Source organism: Dyella sp. SG562, assembly GCF_011759495.1.
Taxonomy (GTDB): Bacteria; Pseudomonadota; Gammaproteobacteria; order Xanthomonadales; family Rhodanobacteraceae; genus Dyella_D; species Dyella_D marensis.
Window position 1 is genome coordinate 100769 of record NZ_JAAOYS010000010.1, and the last position, 20132, is coordinate 120900.

A 20132-nucleotide genomic window follows, 5' to 3' on the forward strand; every position below is an offset into this window, starting at 1 on the left:
CGCTCAGCGGCGCGGCGGAACCCGGCATGGCCAGCGGCTGGTTTCTGCGTCGCGAATGGACTGCAGGAGCTTGTGCGCGCGGTAGCTCAGCTGGATGGCCAGCGGGCGCCCCGCCAGCACCATGCGGTATGAAAAGTAACTCGTATGGCCCGGCGGCACGGGCATCAGGTAGCCGCGCATGAGCAGGCTCGCTGCTGGCGCGCTCGCCAGGATCAGCGGCGAGTCCTGCTCGATCTGGCTGTGTTCGATTTGGCCGTGCTCGATTTGGCCGCGCTCGATTTGACCATGCTCGATTTGAAGCAGCAGTTCCACTTCTGCCTGGGTCAGTCCGGTCGGAGCGGCGTCGAGTGGCATGGCGCGGTCCATGGCGTAGCGCGGCGCAGGCGGGAAAGGCGCCGGCTCGCCGCGGCCCGTCGCGCCCTGCCCTTGCTTACGGCGCCCGGCGGAAAACGGATGCCGCGCCGCCGCGCTTTTACCGCCCGACGACCTTGGCCAGTCCCGCCACTTTCCGGTTGAAGGCGGCATCGCCGCCGGTCGCGCTCAAAGTGCCTGACGCCTGGTTCCAATGCAGCTGCGTCATGGTGCTTGCGCCCCGCTCGTAGCCGTACGTACCGCCGTCGTCGTCGTAAAGCGCGAAGCCGGCGTCCTTGCCCGGATAGATGCGGATCTCGGCAATCGATTGCTTCGTCGCGGTCGACGCGATGTCCGAACCCAGCGGCACGATGGAGCCGGCGCGGACGAAAACCGGGATCTGATCGATGGGAGCGGCCACCTTGACCCAGCGCCCGCCGGCTAGCTTTTCGCCGGTCCAGAAGTTGTACCAGTCGCTGCCGGCGGGCAGGTATACATCCTTCTCCGTCTGGCCCTGCTCGGTGACCGGCGCCACCAGGAAGGCGGGGCCGAACATGTATTCCGTGCCCAGGTCGGCGACTTGCGCATCGTGCGGGAAATCCATCCACAACGGACGCATGAACGGCGCGCCGGTGTCGTAGGTATTCCTGGCCTGGCTGTAGATGTAGGGGATCAGCCGATAACGGAGCTGGTCGTACTTCGCCATGATCGCTTCGGCCTGGCGGCCGAAGGCCCAGATTTCCGTGTGCTTGCGGTCGCCGTGCAGGCGCAGCGTCGGCAGGAAGGTGCCGTACTCGAACCAGCGCGTAAGCAGCTCGGGGTAGTCGTCGTTCCGGCCCACCGTGTCGCGCGCGTCGGAAGGATCGAGCAGCGGCGCCTTGCTGGCGCGGGTGGTCTGCGGCAGCGACTGCCAGCCGCCGATATCGTTGCCCCAGTAGGCGATGCCGGACGCGGTCATGTTGAGGCCGGTGGGAATCTGGCGCTGCAAGGCTTCCCAGCTGGGATCGATATCCGACGACCAGAACAGCGCGCCGGTACGCTGCGAGCCGAGATAGGCGGCGCGCGAAAGAATCAGCACGCGCTCGTCCGGCTTCCACGCGCGCATGCCCTGCGCCACGCCTTCGACGTGCACCAGCGGGAACAGGTTGTGATAGCGATCGCCCGAGCCGATCGAATAGAAGTAACCGTCCGGCACCAGGTCCGGCTCGGTCTCGTCGAGCCATGGATAGTCGAAGCCATGCGCGAGGATGTTGTCGCGCGCATGCTCCCAGAACCACTGCCGCGCCGCCGGATGGGTGGCATCGAGCAGCGCGCCGGCGCGATCCGAGCGGAACGCCAGGCCGTCGACCGTCCTGCCGTTCCGGTCCTTCAGCAGGTAGCCCTTGGCATCGAGCTCGCCGAAGTAGCGGCTGGAGCGCTCGAAGCGCGGCCAGATCGAGATGATCGATTTCAGCCCCGCGTCGTGCAGCTGCCGGTTCATGGCGTCCGGGTCGGGGAACTCCGCCGGATTGATGTCCAGCTGGCCCATGCGCGTCCAGTAGAACCAGTCGAGCACCATCACGTCGAGCGGATAGTTCTTTTCGCGATACGTCCGCGCCACGCGCAGGATCTCGGCCTGGCTGTCGTAGCGCGCCTTGGACTGGATCAGGCCGAAGGCCGCCTTCGGCGGAATCGGCGTCTTGCCCGTGACCCGGGCGTAGGCGGAGTAGATGGCCTCGGGCGTGTCGCCCGTCACCACGAAGAAGCTGACGCGCTCGCCCACCTTCGACTGGAAACTGGTGCGGCCGCGGATGCCCGCCACGAAGCGCGTATCCGAAGGATTGTCCCAGATGATGCCGTAGCCCTTCGACGACACCATGAACGGCACGCAGACGGTTTCGCCCGCGGGCGCGTCGTACCAGTGCCGGCAGTCGATGACGCGGCCGCGCAGGTCGAGCGGGCCGAGGCTGTCCTGGTTCTGGCCCATGCCGTAATAGTGTTCGCCGGCCGGCGCCGCGAAGGTCGCGCCCACCTGGTAGGTCGCCTCGCCTGCCACTTCGTGCGGGGACATTTCCCAACCGGTCATGTCGACGACGGTGGCGCCGCTGGCATTCCTTACCTGCAGGCGCACCGGCGCCAGTTCGGGCGCGAAGTAGCGCTCCATGGTGCCGGGGGTGTGCGTCGGCGGCGCCGCATCCACGTGCAGGCTGAGCGCGGAAGAGGCAAACGTATCGCCGCTTCGATCCTGCATGTGCCGGAACGTCGATGCGTCGGCATGGCCGGCAAGAATCCCGTAGCCCGGGGGCTGCAGCGCCTGCGCCTTGTCGGCGGCGATCGTGATGTGGACCGCGTTGGGGCCATACGCTTCGACGCTGACCCAGGCGCCGTGCCGGTCGAGCGTGGCGACGGGCGCCGCGTGCGCGGCGGTGAACGCCGTGGCGAATGACAAGGACAGGCCGAGCACGGCAAGTTGGCAGTTCCGCACGAAGTTCCCTCAGCGTCAGCACCGGCATCCGCATCGCCTGGCGTGCGGCCGAATGCGGGTTTCTAACATGCCGAGCCGGCAGTTCAGCCGCCCCGGCCCGGCCGGCTGGGTAAATTCGTTATGCCTGTTGCGAGATTTAGCAAAGGCGCGGCGGGGACGGCGCTGGCGTCAGAAACGCCAGCGCAATCCGGCAGCGGCACGCCAGCCGCCGGCGACCACGTCGGTGCGCGAGGAGCGCCCCGCTTCGGCAAAGGCACTCCATGCCTGGCCGAACGCCAGCCGCACGCCCGCGGTGGCTTCGCCGGCCGTGTCGTGCCGCGTCGGCAGCGCCACCGGCAGCGAGCCGCCGTCCAGCGATGCGGTGAAGTCGGGCCGGCTGCCGACGGTGTGGACCACGCCCAGGCGCACATAGGCCTCGCCGCCGACGCCGCCCGTCCAGGTGAAGGCCTGTCCGGCCAGCACGCCGGCGCGCGACTGGAAGGTGCGGTTGTGTCCCACCTCGAAGCGCACGCGATCGCTGGCGGTGTAGCTGCTGGGGCCGAGCGTGCCGTATGCGGCTTGGACCTGCGGCTCGATATAGGCGCCGCCGCCCAACTGAAAACGGCGGCCCGCGCGGACGCTGACGCTCGCGGCGTGCGTGTCGTAGCGGCCGGAGGCGGTGCCGAAGCTGTCTCTCGATACGTAGCTGTCGCGCAGCCGGCCGACGCGCGCCGTCGCATCGGCAAACCAGCCGTCACGCGTGTTCCAGGTGCCATAGGCGCCCACGGCGTTGCCGCGCAGGTCGGCGTTGCCGCTCTGGAAGGTGGCGCGCGATTGCGCATGCGTGTAGAGCAGGCCCACCGCGCCGTGCCCGCCGTCGAACGGCACGCCCCATTCGACGCCTGCCGAGGCGCTGGTGGCGTTCTGCCGATAGGTGCTTCCTTGGTTGTCGTCGCCTCTCAGCTCGCCGCCGTCGGCATCGGCCCAGAAGGTCGCGTCCGTTGCCGCCCCGTCGGTGCGCAAGGCCTCGCTGCGGCGTGCGATGGCCCGCTCGTCGGGCTGCCACAGGTTGGCCATGGCCAGTGCGGCGTCGGCAGCGACCAGGACTCCGGTCGAAGCTGTGATCGCCGGAGGCGCGCCCGTCCCGGCGGGCGGCACGGGTGTGCCGGCGGGATTGCCGGAGGCGGGCGGCGTGCCGCTGCCGGTTCCGCTTCCAGTTCCAGAATTACCGGAGCCGCCGCCGGTCGAGCCGCCTGCGTTTGAGCCGCCCGGTGTCGATCCACCCGGAGTCGAGCCGCCGGGAGTGGAGCCGCCCGTGCCCGCGATATCGATACCGGTGAGCAGCAGCTGCTTGCCGTCCGCGCTGAGCTGTACGCGCGGCACGTAGGTAAAACGCGCCAGCGCGTTCTCGTAAGTGGCGCTCCACTGCCCCGCCACGCCGGCGACCGATTGGAACGCCGCCTTGCCGCCGGCCGCGGCGCTGGCGTCGACGACGACGATGGGCTGCGCCGCCGCGATGGTGGTGCCGTTCTGCAATGCCGCGGCGCTCACCCAGGAGGCGTCGTCCAGCACCGGGTCGTAGGCGATGCGCAGCTTCTGGGTGCCCGTGGCGTTGAATGTCGTGATGCCGGCGCCGAAGCTCACCTTGTCCGCCTGCGCGTTGCGGATGTCGCTCAGCAGCGTGAAGGTGGCGCCGTCCGCGAGATTCACCGTGGCGCCGCCGGTGGAGCTGTCGACGCTAAGGCTGCGCAGGCTGTGCGCGGGCACGCTTCCCGGCGCGAACGCCCCCCAGCTCGCCGCCAGGTCGATCGCGCCACCGTTGCCGAGCGAGAGGCTGCCGGCGCCGAAATCGCTGGCGAGCGTGCCGGTGCCGGTGGGCATCCAGCGGGCGCCGTTGGCGAAGCTCAGGATGGGCACGCCTGCGTTATAGGTGTACACGCCTCTGTTGCCGCTGGCAGGGATCACGCCGCTGCCGCCGAGCACCATGCCCTTGAGGAACGACGCACTATCGTTGAAGTTCACCTGGGTGGTGGCGGTGTACTGCTTGCCGCCGGCATTGATCAGGTTGCGCGTCAGCACGTCGCCATCCAACTTGACGGACTGCCCGCCAGCCTGGTTGACGCTTAGCGTGCTTTGGGTTTGCCACCAATCACCCCCTATGTTCCATATGGCATAGCGAGCACCGCTGCCGGTGTTGCTCACGGCCACGTCCAGGCCGCCGGCCATGGTGAGCGTGCCGCCGTCGTTGTAAATGCCGTAGACGTCACACGTTTTGCAGTCCACGCTCGCGCGCAGCACCGCCGTCTTCGCGGCATTGGTAAAGGTCATCACGCTACTGTTGGTGACCGCGAAGCTCGTGCTGACGCCGCTGACGCGCGCGTCGACGGCGCCGTCCAGCGTCATGAAACCGTAGGTGTGCCCGTACGAGTTGCCCAGCGCGGTGGGCGATCCGTACGGCGTGTAGTCGGTGTGGCTGACCACCGTCACTTTCACGTCGCCGCCGGCATGAAAGCGCGCGGAGGCATGGGTGGCGACGATACCCAGGGCGGAGCGCGGTCCGTCGGAAGTGACGGTGGTGTTGCCCGTCACATAGATCGTGCCCTGGTTGCGGATGCCCATCACCGTCGAGCCGTTCGAGGTGGCGGCGATATTCAGATCGCCATTGACGGTGATCCGCGTGTTGACGTTGTCGTTGTAAATGCCCTGCACGGTGTCGTTGGGCCAGTCGCCGTAGCTGACGATGCCCAGGTTGCCGTTGAACACCACGTTGCCGGTGCCGCCGCCGGAGTTATAGATGCCGGCGGTATTGGTGCCGCGTCCGTGCGTGACGATGTTGGTGTCGCCGTTGACGGTCAGGAAGCCGCGGTAGATCCACAGGCCCTGGCTCCAGTCCGCGCCTTTGGTCGTAACGTCCAGCTTGCCGTTGAAGACGGCCGTCGACCGGTCAAGGTGCAGACCCCGCGCCTCCGATCCACCCACCCACACCCCGTTGACGACGCGGGCCCGGTCATCCGCCTGCGCGGTGAGCGAGGTGTTGCCGTTCACCGTCAGGTATTCGCCCGCGCCCATGTCGATGGCATGGGCGGTGCCGTGCACGCCGGGCCAGGGTGTCTCCGGGCGGTCGACGGACACTGTCAGTGCGCCCTTGCCGTCGGCGTCCACCTGCAGCACCACCTTGGGCGTGCCGCTTTGCAGGCTGACGGCGCTGACGCTGTCCGTGCCGGTCGTGGTCGTGCTGATGCTGTCGCCGCCGGCCAGGCGATAGACCAGGTTGCCGTTGGCGTCGGTACTGCTCGAGTACGCGGTGTCCGCGTTGGTGCCGGTGAGCACGGTGGTGTAGTTGGTGGCCGCGCGCGCCTTCGCGGCGCTCAGCGCGGCCAGCCCCGCCAGCACGGAGAGCGGCAGTACCGAGCGGCGCTGCCGGAGCTGCTGCCGTTGCCGCGCATGCGCGTAGTGCTCGGCGATGGAGTGCCGCCACGCTTCGGGCAGCTGCGCGAAAAGCTCCGGCTCGCGCCGGTAATGCAGCCAGAGCGCGATGCTCGCTTCGTCTTGCTTGTTCACTGTCGTACCCCTGTCGCAGATCAAGCGCCGCCGTCGCCGGCCGCGCAGACCGGACGCAAAAAGCATGTGTTGATGTCCGGCGGATAACTCGCGCCGCCGCAAGCACGACTGACGCCCCTGTTGCGAGTGCGCGTTCCTGATGCGCACTCAGTGCATGCTGAGTAACACAAGGTGCGCCGATAGTTGACGGCGACTTGGCTGTCGCGTGACTGCAATCACAGCTGATTTTCCTGGCTTTTTTTCGCGGCGCCGGCAATGGTGATGAAAGGCACATTCGCGCAAAAACATTAAGTCCATCTGGTGAAAATCTTAAAAAGCGGGCTCGACTTGCGCGTCGCCCGCGCGTCTTTCGCCAGTACGGATAAGTCAAGGGATTGAGGGGCCAAAATGCCGCTTTTACCAGGCCCATTCCCACGTATGAAAAAAAGCGGCGGCAAGTCTGCCGCCGCCAGTAACCACTTCAGGATTCAAACCGCCATCGCCTCTTGCGGGCGAATCACGCCGCCTGGTTCTGCAGCCGGCGCGGTTCGATGGCGGGCTGATCCGGATTTCCGATGGGAATCCGGCGCGGCTTGAGCGCCTCGGGCAGCTCGCGCTTCAAGTCGATCACCAGCAGGCCGTCCTTGAGGCTGGCCCCATCGATCTGCATGTGCTCGGCCAGCTCGAAGCGGCGCGTGAACGGCCGGTTGGCGATGCCGCGATGCAGGATTTCGCCGGCGTGGTCGGCCTTGCGCTCGCCGCTGACGGTGAGCACGTTGTTCTGCAGCGTGATCTGCAGGTCGTCGCGGCCGAAGCCGGCGACCGCCATGGTGATGCGGTACTGATCGTCCGCGACCTTGATCGAATCGAATGGCGGCCAGTTATCCGCCGGCGTGGTGCTGGCCGCCGTTTCCAGCAGTTCGAACATCCGGTCGAAGCCGATGCTGGAGCGATGAAGAGAAGAAAAATCGAGCACAGTGCGCATAGCCATATCCTCTTTAAGCAACATGGGAGTGAACACTCGCCACACCTTTGCGGCGTGGTCAGGCCGATCCCGCAGCGATCGGCGGGGCGTAAAGATAATCAGCGGAAGGCGTTTGGCAAGCGGGGTTTTTCGAGGCGATTTAATTTTGGTTCGGCCATGCGCCGGGTGCGCGAATCGCTTGCCGGGCGGCAGGCTCAGCCGCGGACATAGGCGGCCAGTTCGTCCGGCGTTCCTCGTGGAAAAGCTTCCCTGAGATAGTCCAGAAACGCCGACACGCGGGCACTCAGCAGGCGGCGGGACGGATAGAGCGCCCAGAGCGCGGTTTCCGGTCCTTCCACGTCGCCCCAGTGCGTCAAGGTTCCGTCGGCCAGGTCCGGACTCACCAGCGACAACGGCAGGCGCGCCGCGCCCGCGCCCATGCGCACCGCGTCGCGGACCATCACCAGCGATGACAGGCCGAGCACGGGATGGGCGAGCATGGCCGACGTCCCGGAAGCTGTCTTCATGGTCCAGGTCTCGGCCTGCTTGACGGGGCCGCGGGTCACCGCCGGGACCGGTGCGGCGCCCACGGGCCGCGCCAACGCCGGGCTGGCCACGACGACCATGCGGTCGCGCAGGAAGATGCGCCCGACCAGGGTGGCGTCGGGTTCCGGGTTGACCCGGATCACCAGGTCATAAGCCTCTTCGATCATGTCCACGGCGCGGTCTTCCGCGGTGACTTCCAGCCGCACCTGCGGGTAGCGCAGCGCGAAGCCCGCGGCGAGCCGGCCCATCGCGGTCTGCGAAAAAAGCAGCGGCGCGCTGATGCGCAGGCGGCCGCGCGCAGCATGGCCGCCGGAGGCGATGGCGGTCGCCGTCTCGTCGAGCTCGGTCAGCAGCAGTGCGGTCCGCTCGAACAGGGCGCGGCCCTCTTCCGTGAGCTTGAGCGATCGCGCCCCGCGCTCGAACAGGCGCAGCTCCAGGCTGGCCTCCAGCTCGGCCACGCGCCGCGACAGGGTCGCCTTCGGCCGGCCGGCTTCGCGGGCGGCTTTGCCGAAGCCGCCGTGGCGGGCGACCAGGTTGAAATCGGCCAGTGCGAGAAGGTCCATGGGTGTCTCGTGAGTGGGACGTCGCGTCTAATTTTAGCGGCTATTCGCCAGAATTTGGATCAATAACATGGCCGGCACGTTCCCAACCCACTCGGAGTACTGCCATGACTATCCTCGTTACTGGTGCCACCGGCCGCGTCGGCCGCCAGGTCGTCGACCAGCTCGTCCAGCGCGGCGCAGCCGTGCGCGTGTTGACCCGCGATCCTTCCAAAACCAGCTTCCCCGCCGGCGTGGAGGTGGTTCAGGGCGACCTGCTCGACCTCGACGCCATGCGCACCGCCTTCTCCGGCGTGCGCACCCTGTTCCTGCTCAACGCCGTCACCGGCGATGAATTCACCCAGGCGATCCTTACCCTCAACCTGGCCCGCGAGGCGGGCGTCGAGCGCGTCGTGTACCTGTCGGTGATCCATGCCGACCGCTTCGTCAACGTGCCGCATTTCGCGGTGAAGTACGGCGCCGAACGGATGCTGCGGGAGATGGGTTTCAGCGCCACCATCCTGCGTCCGACCTACTTCATCGACAACGACCACACGATCAAGGACGTGGTGCTTCAGCACGGCGTCTATCCGATGCCGATCGGCGGCAAGGGCCTGGCCATGATCGATACGCGCGACATCGCCGAGCTCGCCGCGATCGAACTGATCCGCCGCGACCAGGCGCCTGCCACGCTGCCGACCGAAACGATCAACCTGGTCGGCCCCGACGCGCTGACTGGCGTAGATGCGGCGGCGATCTGGTCGGATGCGCTGGGACGCCCCGTGGTGTACGGCGGCGACGATCCGGCCGGCTTCGAGCAGAACGCCGCCGGCTTCCTGCCGAAGTGGATGGCCTACGAAATGCGCCTGATGGCCGAACGCTTCGTCAGCGACGGCATGCTGCCGGAGGCGGGCGACGCCGAGCGGCTGACCCGGATGCTGGGACGCCCGCTGCGTTCTTATCGCGAGTTCGTCGCCGAGATCACGGCCGCGGGCTGAGGCCGATCTGTTGCCGGCAACGAGGCCATGGGCGAACCCTCGCCCGTGGCCTCTGTCGATCCGGTGGCCGCAAGATTTTGTCGCGTTGCAAAAAAGCACCGGGCCGACGATTACAGCGCAATGACGCGCTAATAACCAGATATTGACGCGCCGCAGCAATCGCGCTTAGCCTCGAATCGTCGCAGCCCTGGGGAGGATTGCTGCGACGCAAGATCCAGGCAAGGAGCCTGTCTACTGACTGCCTGACCGGGGAAACCACTGATGACCAAACGACTTAAGCGGCGCCTGCCGGCGGCCGCGCTGCTACCTCTTTGCTGTATGAATGCCCTCGCCGCCTCGGTGGCCTGGGCCGACGAAACGCCCGCCGCCGACGCGGCATCGCCCGAAAAAGCCAAACAGCTCCAGCAAGTCGTAGTCACCGGAACGCGCAGCACCGACCGCACCGCTTCCGAATCCCTCGCACCGATCGACGTACTGACCCCCGCGGATCTCAACGCCACCGGCAGTACCGATCTGGCCAGCGCCCTGAGCACCCTGCTCCCTTCGCTGGACTTTCCCCGCCCCGCCATCAACGACGGCAACGACGCGATCCGGCCGGCCAGCCTGCGCGGCATGTCGCCGGACCAGGTGCTCGTGCTGGTGGACGGCAAGCGGTACCACACCACCAGCCTGGTCAATTACAACTCGGCGATCGGCCGCGGCTCGGCGCCGGTGGACCTCAACTCGATTCCCATCGCCGCCATCGATCACATCGAAGTGCTGCGCGACGGCGCGGCGGCGCAGTACGGCTCCGACGCCATCGCCGGCGTGATCAACGTGGTGCTCAAGCGCGGCGGCGCGGCGGGCGGCAACAGCGTCACCGCCAGCGGCGGCGTGATGGACAAGGGCGACGGCGCGCAGAACGGCGTGCAGGGCAGCATGGGCATTCCGCTGGGCGGTACCGACAGCAAGGCGCCGGGCTGGATGCGCGTGGCGTGGAATTACCAGAACGCCATGAACACCAACCGCGCGGAGAATCGCGACAAGACCACCACGCTGGCGGGCGCCGCCAATCCCAGCGGCATTCCGTACGAGCGCTACGGCGACCCCGCGGTAAAGACCTATCAGCTGCTGCTGAACTTCGGCTACGACATCACCTCGGGCGTCGAGCTGTACGGCTACATCAACGGCAGCAAGCGCGACGTCACCTCCAACGGCTATTACCGCGCCTACAACTCGGCACGCAACGTGCCGGCGATCTACCCGAACGGCTTCCTGCCGCAGATCGTCAACCACAGCAACGACATCGCCGCGGTACTGGGCCTGCGCGGCACCACGGCGGGCGGCTGGCACTGGGACTTCTCCGCCGACCACGGCGAGAACAACCTGGCCTTCGACATCGCCAACAGCGTCAATACCAACCTGTACTACACCAACGGCTATTCGCCGACGTATTTCAACGCAGGCACTTTCCGCAACAAGCAGAGCGTGGCGAATCTGGATCTGAGCAAGGACATCCATGTCGGCTTCCTGCCCAATCCGGTCACGCTGGCGTTCGGCGCGGAATACCGCAAGGAAACCTATGTCATCGACGCGGGCGATCCGGATTCCTATTTCTTCGACCCCAACACGCTGATTCCCGGCACCACCACGCCGTACGCGGGCGGCTCACAGGTGTTTCCGGGCCTGACGCCGCAGGTCGCCGGCACGTTCGGCCGGCATAGCCAGGCGGCGTACGTGGATCTGGAAACGGACGTGACCAGCAAGCTTTCCATGGGCCTGGCCGGCCGCTACGAGCATTACAGCGACGCCGGTTCCACGCGCTCGGGCAAGCTGTCGGCACGCTACCAGTTCACCGATACGTTCGCCTTGCGCGGCACCGCCTCCAACGGCTTCCGCGCGCCGTCGCTGGCGCAGCAGAACTACGAGTCGGTGGTGACGCTGATCCAGAACGGCACGCTGGCGCAGATCGGCACCTACCGCACGTCGGACCCGGTGGCGATCGCGCTGGGCGCCAAGGCGCTGAAGCCGGAGAAGTCCACCAACTACGGCCTTGGCGCGGTGTGGCAGCCGTGGAGCGATTTCAGCGCGACCCTGGACCTGTATCAGATCCGTGTGGCGGACGCGATCCTGTATTCGGACCAGATCGCGGTGAGCATCCCCAACAGCCAGGTCACCGGCGCGCAGTTCTTCGTCAACGGCGCCACCACGCGCACGCGCGGCGCGGACCTGATCACCAACTACCGCATGGACCTGGACGACTGGGGCAAGCTGAACCTCACCGCCAGCGGCAACTACAACAAGACCAAGGTGCTGGAAGTCTCCACGCCCGCGTTCGGCCGCGCCAGCGAAGGCCTGCTCACCGCGTCCACGCCACGCACCAAGTACGTGTTCAGCGGCGACTGGCAGCTGCAGGGCTTCGGGCTGCATGCCAACCTCACGCGCTATGGATCGGTGATCCGCCGCGGCGATGCCGACGACGGCAGCCAGGACCAGAAGTTCGCCGCGCGCTGGCTGCTGGATCTCTCCGCCAGCTATGCGTGGGACGCGTGGACCTTCACCGCCGGCGTGGACAACCTCACCAACCAGTATCCGACCAAGGCCTCGCTGGCCAACGTGTACGAAGACCGCGCCGACGGCCTGCAGTACTCGTCGCTGTCGCCGTTCGGCTTCAACGGCCGCTACTGGTACGGCAAGGTCGCCTATCGCTTCTGACGGCACTCCCTCCGCGCCCGGCCGGCGCGGAGGGGCGAGACGCACCGCGTGCGCGCGGCATGTCCCCATCCACGTCAGAGGTGATCCATGCAAGATGATCTTTCCGCCGCCGGCGAGCGCCCGCGCTCGATGAGGCGGCGCGACCTGCTGCGCATGATCGGCGCCGCCGCCGGCGGTGCGGCGATGTACCAGGCGATGAGCAGCCTCGGCCTCGCGGCCGAATCGCCCTACCGCGGCCCGCCGCGGCTGGAAGGCGCCCCGCGCGGCGCATCCGTGCTGGTGCTTGGCGCCGGCATCGCCGGCATGGTGGCGGCCTACGAGCTGCGCCAGGCCGGCTACCGCGTGCAGGTGCTGGAGTACAACCGCCGTCCCGGCGGCCGCAACTGGTCGCTGCGCGGCGGCGACCGCTTCACCGAACTGGGCGGCTTTACCCAGCACTGCCAGTTCGAGGACGGCCTGTATATCAATCCCGGGCCATGGCGCCTGCCTTATCACCACCACGGCATCCTCTCGTATTGCAAAAAACTCGGCGTGGCATTGGAGCCGTTCGTCCAGGTCAATCACAACGCCTATCTGCACGGCGCGGATGCGTTCGGCGGCAAGCCGCGGCGCTATCGCGAGATCAACGCCGACTACCGCGGCCACGTGGCCGAACTGCTGGCCAAGAGCACGCAGCAGGGACAGCTGGACCAGCGCGTGAGCAAGGAGGACCAGGAACGCCTGCTGGAATCGCTGCGCGCATGGGGCGCGCTGGACAAGCAGTTCGCCTACGCGCGCGGCGAAGCCAGCAGCAACCGGCGCGGCTACGACCGCGATGCCGGCGGCGGCCTGTCCGCCAGGCCGCAGCCGTCCACGCCGCTGCAACTGAAGGACGTGCTCGGCTCGCGCCTGTGGCAGCACCTGGTGGCCGGCGAGATCTACGAATTCCAGACCACCTTGTTCCAGCCGGTCGGCGGCATGGGCCGCATCGGCGAGGCGTTCGGCCGCGAACTGAAAAGCGTGATCCGCTACGGCGCCAAGGTCACCGCCATCGAGCAGGACGAACGCGGCGTCACCGTGGCTTACGAAGACGCCGAAGCCCCCGGCGCCACGCATACGGCAAGCGCGGACTGGTGCGTGTGCACCATCCCGCTGTCGATCCTGGGCCAGTTGCCGCTCAAGGTCGGCGCCGCCATGGCCGAGGCGATCGCCGCGGTGCCTTATGCGGCCTCGGTGAAAGTGGGCCTGCAGTTCAAGCGGCGCTTCTGGGAAGAAGACGAGCAGATTTACGGCGGCATCACCTACACCGACCTGCCGATCGCCAACATCAGCTATCCGAGCACCGGCTTTCACAGCGGCGGCAAGGGCGTGCTGCTGGGGGCGTACATGTGGGGCGTGGACGCCTATCAGTTCACCGCGATGCCGCCCGAAGAACGGGTGCGCAAGGCGGTCGATTACGGCAGCCGGATCCATCCGCAATACCGCGATGAATTCGAGCACGGCGTCGCCGTGGGCTGGCATCGCTCGCCGTTCACCCTGGGCTGCTTCGGCGTGTGGTCCGACGAGGCGCGCGAACGCCATTACGACAACCTGTGCCAGCTGGACGGGCGCATCGTGCTGGCCGGCGAACATGCCTCGTACCTGCCGGCGTGGCAGGAGGGGGCGGTCACTTCCGCGCTGGATGCCATCGGACGCATCCATGCGCGCGCAACGGGAGCCAGCGGATGAAGCGACATACCAGGCATCGATTGATGGCGCTGGCCGGCGCCGCCGTGCTGCTCGCCGCGGGCGCGGCGCGCGGACAGTCTTCCGATAACGCCGGACATGCGGACGGACGTCTCGCCGCCGCCGACGGCGAGGCCGTGTTCCGCGGCATCTGCCAGGGCTGCCACATGCCCGACGCCAAGGGCGCGCGGGGTGCCGGCAGCTATCCGGCGCTTACCGGCAATCCGCGGCTGGTCTCGCCGCAATACATGGCCGCGGTGATCCTGCATGGCCGGCGCGACATGCCCTCGTTCAAGCCGCCGCCGGAAGGCGAGGAGCGTTTCCTGCGCGGCGCGGGCTTGAGCGATGCGCAGATCGCCGGCGTGATCAATTACATCCGCACCCATTTCGGCAACCGGTACACCGACAGCATCAGCGCCGACGATGTCGCCGCGCTGCATCGCTGACCCCATTCCCCAAGGAGCACCCCATGCGTCAGATCATCCGCTGCACCCTGCCCCTCCTCCTGCTCGCCGCCACGGCGGCGTCCGCGCAGGAAGTGAAGCGCTACAAGATTCCCGACAGCGACTTCCCCATTTCGGCCGCGGTCGAAGTGCCCGCCGGCAAGGCCACCGTGTACGTGAGCGGCAACGTGCCGCCGGTGGTCGATCCGAAGGCGCCCAAGGATGCGGCGGCCGCCTATGGCGACACCAAGACCCAGACCGTGGGCGTGCTCACCGCGATCGAGAAGCAGCTCAAGGGCATGGGCCTGGGGCTGGGCGACGTGGTGAAGATGCAGGTGTTCCTGGTGGGCGACGAAGCCCATGGCGGACACATGGATTTCGCCGGCTTCATGGCCGGCTACCGCCAGTTCTTCGGCACGCCGCAGCAGCCGAAGCTGCCGGCGCGCTCGGCGTTCCAGATCGCGGCGCTGGGCAATCCGGGCTACCGGGTCGAGATCGAGGTGATTGCCGTGCGGCCTTGAGCCGCGGCGAACGCCCTGGCCGCTAGGGCGTGCCGAACCAGCGCAGGTCCACCGCCTGCGCCATCGCCTTGTAGCCCGCGCTGCTGGGATGCAGGTGATCGCCGCTGTCATAGGCGGGCAGCATTTTTTCCGGAGCCGCCGGATCGCGAATGGCCTGGTCGAAATCCACCACGCCGTCGAAGGCGCCGGCGTGGCGGATCCACTCGTTCACCGCCTGGCGGGTCTTCTCGCCGGCAACGCTGTGGTAAGGCCAGCCGTTGCCGCCATACGGCGTGAGGGTGGCGCCATAGATCTTCACGTGCCGGGCGTGCGCGCGGTCGATCAGGGCTTGCATGCCGTCGATCAGCTGCTGCGCCGAGACCTTGTCCTTGGCGTCCCATGCATAGCCGGAGCCGCCGATATCGTTGATGCCTTCCAGCAGGATGATCCAGCGCACGCCCGGCTTGTCCAGCGCATCGCGATCGAAGCGCGACGGCGCGCTGGGTCCGTAGCCGTCATGCAGGATGCGGTTGCCGCCGATGCCGGCATTCGCCACGGCGATGGATGCAAGCCTGGGCTCGGCTTGCAGGCGCTCCGCCAGGGCATCCGGCCAGCGCGTGTTGGCGTCCTGGGTGGAGCCGGCGCCGTCGGTGATCGAGTCGCCGAAGGTGACGATCGTGGACTTGGCGGCAGGCCCGGACACCTCCACGTCGGTGAGGAAGAAGCGCATGCCGCTCACCTCTTCTCTTGGGTATGCCGCTGCCGCACCGGCGTCGCCGCTTTCGGTGATGTAGGCGGTGGCCTGGCCGGCATTGTGCGCGGTCGAAGCGCGATATTGCTCGGCGGCCGGCACATAGAGGCTTACCGCCAGTTCCTGCAGGGCCCGCACATCCAGCTTGACCGGATCGCTCAAGACGCTTTCGCCCTTGGCGATCGTCACCGTGGGCTGGCCCTGAAACAGCAGCGACCGGTCGCTGCCGGGCACGGTATCCGCGCCGCTTGCATGCAGCGCGACATGCGCCGGGCCCAGCGTAACGGGTGCATTGCCGAGCAGATTGGACAGCCGGATGCGCAACTCCGAGCCGCCGGCGCTGATCCGCACGATCTGGCGCACGGTCTGGTCGTTCAGCGCGGGGCCGGCGGTGTCGGGGACGGCGGACCAGGCGTCGACCCAGCCGCGATGGTTCGAACCGGCGGCCAGCGCACCGGCCGTGCACGCGCATAGCGAAGCGCCCAAAGTCCATGTCAGAAACCGATGACGCATGCCGCCTCTCCCGCCAGTCCGGAAAGCGGCGATATATAGCAAAGGAGCCGATTAACTTATTTGCGGATCGGCATTACAAAATCTATCAGCGGCGGGAACGGCCGCCGTATCCACCTGCAAGGTTCCGTCCGCGCGGACCGTCACCGGCATGGGATCGCACAGCTCCCCAATGAACGCACCGTTTGCGCCGTTCTTGCGAAAGGCCATGAAACGCAGGCCGCCATCGCGCGCCGGCAGCACCCGTCCCGCATACAGGCTGCCGGCCGGATCGCCCACCAGGAAATCTCCCGGCACCAGGCGCCACTCGCCGAGCGGATGGTCCGCCATCAGGTAGTGCGTGCCGGTCATCGGCCGGGACATCGCGCCGCGGGCGTAATCGCTGTCGATCAGGTTCGCGGCCGTGCAGAACAGGCAATACCAGCGCCCCTGCCAGCAGAAGATCTGCGGCACTTCCATCTGCGCGAACACGCGCGAACGGAACAGTGGCGGCTGCAGCGTCCATTGTTCCAGGTCGTCGGAGGTGGCGTGGCCGATGACGCCGCGGCCGATGCTCGGGCCGTCCGGCTCGCGCGCGGTGAAGACCATGTGCCAGCCGCGGCCGTCCGGGTCGGGGAAGATCCACGGGTCGCGGCAGGCCTGTTCGTACCAGGTGTCCCGGTCCAGCGTTTCGTAAAGCCGGTTGTCGGGCAATTGCAGGACGGGGTTGCGCGGTGAGCGCTCCCAGCGCCGCAGATCCGGCGAGGTGGCCAGGCCGATGCGCTGGATCAGGCCTTGTTCTGCGCGGGAGGTCCCCGTGTAGAACATCAGCCAGTGCCCTTGCGGCGCCCGCAGCACGGTGCCGGTCCAGGTGGTGTAGTCGTCCCATGCGGCGGATGCCGCCGGCCGCAGCGCGGTTTCCTGCTCCGCCCAGTTCACCAGGTCGTCCGAGACGGCGTGCCCGATCGACACGTGCCAGTGGCGCTTGTTCGCATCGCCAAGCGACTTGGGCGCCTGCAGGAAGAACAGGTGCGTACGCCCGCCGTCCTGCGCAAACCAGAAATCCCATACCCAACGATCGTCGAGGCGAAACGCCATGCTTGCCTGCCCGGAAGTGCGCGACATTGCGCGGCGCAATATTACTCATAAAGTTACTTAATTACCCGGGCCGCGATGCGATCGGTCGCCCGATGGCGACACTCCGCTCTGAGGCGGCTCTGCGCACACCATCGACAAAGCTATTTTTCAAGGTCTTTTCAGGCCTCGGCGCGGGTGAAGCGGGACTTTTCCTTGTCCGCCAGGATTGTAAATAATATGACACATGGTGAGTGATATTGTTCCCCGGTCCGCGCTGGCGACCTCACCGCCGCGCCCCTTATCCGAAGCACGGGAACCTTATGCTCAAGCGCACCGAACGACCGCATGGCCGCCGGCTGTCCCTGCTGGCCATGGCGATTCTGGCGGCCCTGCCGGGCGTGAACATGGCGGGCGAAACCGGCGCCGCGCCCGGCACCGCGCCCGAACAGTCGAAGGCCAAGACGCTCGCCGATGTGCGGGTCAGCGGCGAACTGGCGCCGATCGGCATCGCCATCGCCGCCAAGCAGACCCAGGACCGCGTCATGGACGCGGCCACCAGCGAACAGATCCAGGCGCTGCCCAGCCTGAATATCCCGCAGGCCGTGCAGCGCGTGGCGGGCGTCTCGGCCAGCTTCAACTCCGACAACGTCAACGGCCGCGACGAGGCGCAGCAGATCGCCATCCGCGGCCTCGACGCCAGCTACAACAACATCAGCTTCGATGGCGCGCCCATGGCGACCACCGACCGGGTCAGCCGCGGCGTGCGGACCGATCTGCTGCCGGCCTCGCTGGTGCAGGAAGTGGACGTGTACAAGACCTGGCAGCCGGACCAGGACCCGAACGCCGTCGGCGGCTCGATCAATATCGTCACGCGCAGCGCGTTCGACCATCAGGGGCGCACCTATGCCAGCGTGACGGCGGCACTCGGCCACGCGACCGGCACCGGCAAGGCCTTGTCGGCGAACCAGGGCCTGGGGCGGAAAGGCGATGCGGTATTCAGCGCCACGTTCGGCCCGGACCACAGGCTGGGCCTGGTGCTCGCGGCCAACGTCGAAAACCGCAATCTGTATTCGCTGGGCCGCATGACCAGCGACAACATCTTCTACAACTACTACGGCGCCAACGGCGCCAACGCCAACAATCCGGCCACCGGCGGCCCCGCCTTCGGCAATGGCATCCCGGTGCCGCAGCAGTTCAAGTACTGGCGCTTTCCGGAGAACCTGCAGCGCAAGGGCCTGGACGGCAAGCTGGAGGCGCAGTTCGCGCCGGACCTGTACGGCTTCCTGTCGTTCGGCGCCAACGCCGAGGCAGTCCATTCCTCTCGCAACGAAGTGTTCCTGGACGACAGCCGCTCCACCGGCCCCAATCCCGTGCTCGGCCAGACCGCCAGCACCGGCGCCTTCGCGCGCGGCGAAGCGGAGGTCGGCCGGATGCAGGGCACGCTCAAGCGCGAGGACCGCTTCGCCCAGAGCGGTTTCGACTGGCATATCGGCGAAGACAAGCTGCTGTCCGCGCGCGCCTCGTATTCCTCCGCGAGCGACCGCAATCCCGTCGCCCTGAGCAAGTACGCCTACGGCGCGTTCAAGTACAACGGCGCCGGCGGCGTGGCGATCACCGGCACGCCCGGCCTGGCCATGAGCTACGACACCTCGGGTTTCCTGCCCGGCGTCAGCCTGGCCAACCCGGCCGGCTTCGCCGACCTCAACAACTTCAATGCGGTGTACTGGCGCCACGACACCATCAGCATCGACGACAGCGTCGGCGACCTGAAGCTGGATTTCCGCCAGAACCTGGACGGCGACGCCCGCGGCTTCGGTTACGCCGCCGGCGTCGATGCGCGCCGGCTGCAACATCGCTACAACGAGTTCTACCAGCAGTTCGTCGCCGCGTCGCCCGGCGACACGCTGGCCGGCGCCGGCAGCATCGGCGGGACGCTGCCCGGCAGCAACCTGCCCTTCCTGCAGATCGACCCGCGCCAGTCCTGGGCGCAGCTGGCGGCCAGCACGCATGCCGCCGCTTACGCCAGCAATGCCGCCAACAGCCTGCAGGGCAATTACTCCCATGCCGAGGACACCGCCGCCGCGTACCTCATGGGCAGCTACAAGACCGAACGCCTGAGCGTGCTGGCCGGACTGCGCCAGGACGACACCTGGCTGTCGACCACCGGCAACGTGCGGCAGATCGTGGGCGGCGCGACGCAATGGCAGCCGCAGACCCTGCGCTCGCAGTACCGCTTCACCCTGCCCGCCGCCTCGCTGGTCTTCAACGCCACCGACGCCGTGCGCCTGAAGCTTGCCGCCAGCAAGACCATCGGCCGGCCGACCTACGACGCCTACGCGCCCAACACCACCTATAGCCAGAACACCGACGGCAGCATCGGCGTGACGCGCGGCAATCCGGCGATCAAGCCGCGCCAGTCGCTCAACCTGGACAGCTCGGCGGAATGGTTCCTGCCGCACGACAGCCTGTTGTCGGCGGCGCTGTTCCACAAGCGGATCAGCGACGAGATCTACACCCTCAACAGCGTCGGCAGCGTGTTCTTCGGCGGCGCCGACCGCATCGCCGCCATTGCGCAGCCGATGAATGCCTCGCGCTCGCAGCTCAATGGCGCGGAACTCAACTTCGCCAACGGCAGCCTGGAGTGGCTCGCGCCCTGGCTGGCCGGCGCCGGCTACAGCGGCAACGCGACCTTCCTGCGCGGGCGCCTGGACGCCGTCACCTCGTCGGGCGCCACGCGCGTCATCGACGGCCTGGTGAACCAGCCCGGCCAGATCCGCAACTTCAGCGTGTTCTACCACCGCGGCGGTACCGGCGTGGACCTGGGCTATCACTGGACCTCGCGCAGCCTGCGCCTGGTCGACAGCACCCTGCCCAGCCAGGACGTGTACTGGAAGGCACGCAAGGAGATCGACCTGCGCCTGTACCGCAACGTCGGCAGCGATGTGCAGACCTTCTTCGAGATCGCCAACCTCACCCGCTCGCCGGTGACCAGCGTCACCGGGCCGGCGCACGACCTGCTGAAGGACAGCTTCTCGATCGGCCGTACCTACTGGGTGGGCGTGAAGTACACCCCGCATTCGCTGTGAACGCGCT

At 67.5% G+C, this 20132-nt stretch carries 13 protein-coding genes; 6 read left to right on the forward strand and 7 right to left on the reverse strand.

The genetic code is table 11. The features are described from left to right. Positions 1–3: 3 nt before the first annotated feature. The 5 genes from FHW84_RS17745 to FHW84_RS17765 all read right to left on the reverse strand — a co-directional run bounded on the left by FHW84_RS17745 (position 4) and on the right by FHW84_RS17765 (position 8407). Entirely contained in the window at positions 4–354 is a 351-nt protein-coding gene (locus tag FHW84_RS17745; RefSeq protein WP_167257318.1) for a hypothetical protein, read from the reverse strand. A gap of 118 nt (positions 355–472) precedes the next feature. Then, the gene (locus FHW84_RS17750) at positions 473–2815 is read right to left on the reverse strand and encodes a glycoside hydrolase family 31 protein (RefSeq protein ID WP_167257319.1); all 2343 of its coding nucleotides are present in this window, start codon (positions 2813–2815) and stop codon (positions 473–475) included. 168 nt (positions 2816–2983) lie between these two features. Beyond that, entirely contained in the window at positions 2984–6355 is a 3372-nt protein-coding gene (locus FHW84_RS23495; RefSeq protein ID WP_167257320.1) for an autotransporter outer membrane beta-barrel domain-containing protein, read from the reverse strand. A gap of 496 nt (positions 6356–6851) precedes the next feature. Further along, entirely contained in the window at positions 6852–7319 is a 468-nt protein-coding gene (locus FHW84_RS17760) for an Hsp20 family protein (protein ID WP_167257321.1), read from the reverse strand. Positions 7320–7513: 194 nt separating this feature from the next. After that, positions 7514–8407: a LysR family transcriptional regulator gene (locus FHW84_RS17765; protein ID WP_167257322.1), complete on the reverse strand. Its 894-nt coding sequence runs from the start codon at positions 8405–8407 to the stop codon at positions 7514–7516. A gap of 104 nt (positions 8408–8511) precedes the next feature. Between FHW84_RS17765 and FHW84_RS17770 the strand changes: the two genes are divergently transcribed. The 5 genes from FHW84_RS17770 to FHW84_RS17790 all read left to right on the forward strand — a co-directional run bounded on the left by FHW84_RS17770 (position 8512) and on the right by FHW84_RS17790 (position 14743). After that, positions 8512–9381, forward strand: a complete 870-nt coding sequence (locus FHW84_RS17770) for an NmrA/HSCARG family protein (protein ID WP_167257323.1) — start codon at positions 8512–8514, stop codon at positions 9379–9381. Positions 9382–9642: 261 nt separating this feature from the next. Next, positions 9643–12075 carry a TonB-dependent receptor gene (locus FHW84_RS17775; RefSeq protein WP_243868176.1) on the forward strand — a complete coding sequence of 811 codons (2433 nt, stop codon included), beginning with the start codon at positions 9643–9645 and terminating at the stop codon, positions 12073–12075. A gap of 129 nt (positions 12076–12204) precedes the next feature. After that, positions 12205–13782, forward strand: coding sequence for a flavin monoamine oxidase family protein (locus FHW84_RS17780; protein ID WP_167257364.1), 1578 nt, complete (start codon positions 12205–12207; stop codon positions 13780–13782). Continuing rightward, on the forward strand, positions 13779–14225 hold the full coding sequence (locus tag FHW84_RS17785) for a cytochrome c (RefSeq protein WP_208399853.1): 447 nt from the start codon (positions 13779–13781) through the stop codon (positions 14223–14225). Before FHW84_RS17780 ends, FHW84_RS17785 begins: the two co-directional genes overlap by 4 nt. 23 nt (positions 14226–14248) lie before the next feature. Then, positions 14249–14743 (forward strand): RidA family protein, encoded by a 495-nt coding sequence (locus tag FHW84_RS17790; RefSeq protein ID WP_167257324.1) that lies wholly within the window; start codon positions 14249–14251, stop codon positions 14741–14743. 22 nt (positions 14744–14765) lie between these two features. Here the strand turns inward: FHW84_RS17790 and FHW84_RS17795 are convergent, their stop codons facing one another. Both FHW84_RS17795 and FHW84_RS17800 read right to left on the reverse strand, forming a co-directional pair. Then, positions 14766–15986, reverse strand: a complete 1221-nt coding sequence (locus FHW84_RS17795; protein WP_167257325.1) for an SGNH/GDSL hydrolase family protein — start codon at positions 15984–15986, stop codon at positions 14766–14768. 51 nt (positions 15987–16037) lie between these two features. Next, positions 16038–17060: a levansucrase gene (locus FHW84_RS17800; RefSeq protein WP_167257326.1), complete on the reverse strand. Its 1023-nt coding sequence runs from the start codon at positions 17058–17060 to the stop codon at positions 16038–16040. Between the two features lie 299 nt (positions 17061–17359). On the opposite strand from FHW84_RS17800, the gene FHW84_RS17805 reads away from it, so the two are divergent. Next, positions 17360–20125 carry a TonB-dependent receptor gene (locus FHW84_RS17805; RefSeq protein WP_167257327.1) on the forward strand — a complete coding sequence of 922 codons (2766 nt, stop codon included), beginning with the start codon at positions 17360–17362 and terminating at the stop codon, positions 20123–20125. The last annotated feature ends 7 nt before the right edge of the window (positions 20126–20132 follow it).